General features: G+C 43.7%; 1 protein-coding gene. It reads left to right on the top strand.

The genetic code is table 11. The annotated features are described in order from the left end of the window. Positions 1 to 189, top strand: a 189-nt coding sequence (locus tag IYN84_RS20910; RefSeq protein ID WP_210330787.1) for a hypothetical protein, incomplete at its 5' end; no start/stop codon positions are given. Between the last annotated feature and the right edge of the window lie 56 nt (positions 190 to 245).

Genomic DNA, 245 nt, shown 5'->3' with positions numbered 1-245 from the left:
GTAAACACAGCATTCACTATGGTGCCCAAGCTATTTCCAGATTTTGAATCGACCCTTGTTATCAAGAACCTTTTCAACAACAAGGAGCTATATCCGATAAACGCAACAGGCAACTTGTTTGGAGCAGAAGGTACGCCCGCGATAGAGTCTCGAAGCTGGTGGCTGGAATTTAACTATCATTTCAATTGAGAGTGCTTTGGTAAAAGCGAGAGCCGAGCAACTTTAGCTTAATAGGCCTCCACTTT

It is taken from the genome of Aliikangiella sp. G2MR2-5 (genome assembly GCF_015687155.1).
In the GTDB taxonomy this organism is placed as follows: domain Bacteria; phylum Pseudomonadota; class Gammaproteobacteria; order Enterobacterales; family Kangiellaceae; genus Aliikangiella.
The sequence above is the reverse complement of the archived record's forward strand: the minus strand, read 5'-3'. Positions and strand labels throughout refer to the sequence as shown.